The organism is Asaia sp. W19 (assembly GCF_003994335.1).
GTDB lineage: Bacteria > Pseudomonadota > Alphaproteobacteria > Acetobacterales > Acetobacteraceae > Asaia.
The window spans coordinates 1-1,778 of sequence record NZ_PNQZ01000196.1 but is presented as its reverse complement, the minus strand read 5'-3'; the positions used below and the strand labels follow the sequence as shown (position 1 = coordinate 1,778).

The following is a 1,778-nucleotide window of genomic DNA, read 5'->3' as shown; positions in this document are numbered from 1 at the left end:
ACCCCCCCCAAAACCCGGTCCCCGCCGGTGGCAAGACCGGCATCCTGATTGCCAATCTTGGTACGCCCGACGGGACGGATTACTTTTCGGTCCGCCGCTATCTGGGCGAATTCCTGTCAGATCGTCGCGTCATCGAGGCGCCCCCGGCGATCTGGCAGCCGATCTTGCAAGGCGTCATCCTGACAACGCGCCCTTCGAAGAGCGGCGAGGCCTATGCCCGGATCTGGGATCGCGCCGAAGATGCCAGTCCTCTGCGTGTCTATACGCGCAATCAGGCTGAGAAGCTTGCCGAGCGTTTCGGCACGGATCTTCCGGTGACGTGGGGTATGCGCTACGGAAAGCCTTCCATTGCCGAGGCGGTGGAGGAATTGATGGATCAGGGCTGTGATCGTCTGATCTTCCTGCCGCTCTATCCGCAATACAGCGCCACGACGACGGCAACGGCGAACGATCAGCTTTTTCGCACGCTCATGACGTTGCGACGTCAACCAGCCGTGCAGACTCTGCCAGCTTTCCCCGATCATCCACTCTATATTGCCGCGCTTGAGAAATCTGTGCGTAATCATCTTGCGACGCTGCCTCGCAAGCCTCAGAGGCTCGTGGCATCTTTTCATGGTCTGCCCAAGCTTTGCGTCGAAAAGGGGGATTATTACCCCGAGGATTGTGAGCGCACCCTGCGCGCCCTGCGCAAGGCGCTCGACCTTAGTGAAGAGCAGATGCCCATCACCTATCAGTCGCGCTTCGGCCCTATGGAATGGGTACAACCTTACACCGCCCCCTATGTGGCGGCTCTTCCTACGCAGGGCATAACCCGCATTGCAGTGATCATGCCGGGTTTCATCAGTGACTGCATCGAGACACTGGATGAGATCGGTAATGAGCTCCGCGAGGAATTTATCGAGGCTGGTGGAGAAGAGCTCACACTGATCCCGTGCCTCAATGACAGTGATGGCGCTATCGATCTGCTCGAGGCGCTCGTACGCGAAGGCCTGCCCCAAAAGTAATCGCGCAAATGGCTTTTTGCGCGGGCGAGGGGGGGTAAAGCGATAATGCCTCTTCTCAAGACGAAACCAGCCTGCCCAGGTGGGTTGTGTGCCAGTAGATGCCATGGAACAAGTGCGACCGGATTTATGTTCTTGACTGCGACACAGAAAATATAGTCACGCAATGAATTGATGTTTCATAATAAGTCCGTTGTGTGAAATATCCGAATAGCGTCATCGCTGTAGATCGGAACCGCATATTGTGCAATAAGCTCGCTATCTTCATTCTTACGAGCGAGTTTGCTTTATGGCCGAGAATCTTCCCAGTGTCGCCCTTGCGCTATTCGTGAAGGACGAATTCTCGGATATCGCGGGCTGGATTGCCTGGCATGCGGCGCTTGGTGTGAAGAAGTTTTTTATCTTTGAGGATTATTCCTCCGATGGCACATGGGAGATCCTGCAATCTGCAGCTCGGTGCTATGATATCACTCTCAAGCGAACGGATCCGGTGACGCAGCCGGACTTCTATTGGCGGCAGCGTGATTCATTCATGGAGGCGGCGGAGGAGAGCCGGGGCAAATATGACTGGCTTGGCTTCCTGGATGGCGATGAATATGTCTATTGCCGACACTTCGATAGTCTTCCAGAGTTCCTGCGTGGGTTCAAACATGCAGACGCCATCGCCTTTTCCTGGCGCATCCATGGAAGCTCGAACAGGGTCGTCAGACCCAAATTGCCAACTGTCGAGGTCTTCACTCAGCACTCTACCGAAGAGCTCGGTGATAATGTTCTTGT

2 protein-coding genes are annotated in these 1,778 nt (G+C 55.4%); both read left to right on the top strand.

Translation table 11 applies throughout. From position 1 onward, the window contains the following. The first annotated feature begins 41 nt into the window (after positions 1–41). Complete coding sequence (gene hemH / locus C0V97_RS17945) at positions 42–1,004, top strand: ferrochelatase (RefSeq protein ID WP_127103756.1); 963 nt, start codon at positions 42–44, stop codon at positions 1,002–1,004. A 286-nt stretch (positions 1,005–1,290) separates the two neighbouring features. Beyond that, the coding region (locus tag C0V97_RS17940; protein ID WP_148114983.1) for a glycosyltransferase family 2 protein at positions 1,291–1,778 on the top strand (488 nt) is incomplete at its 3' end.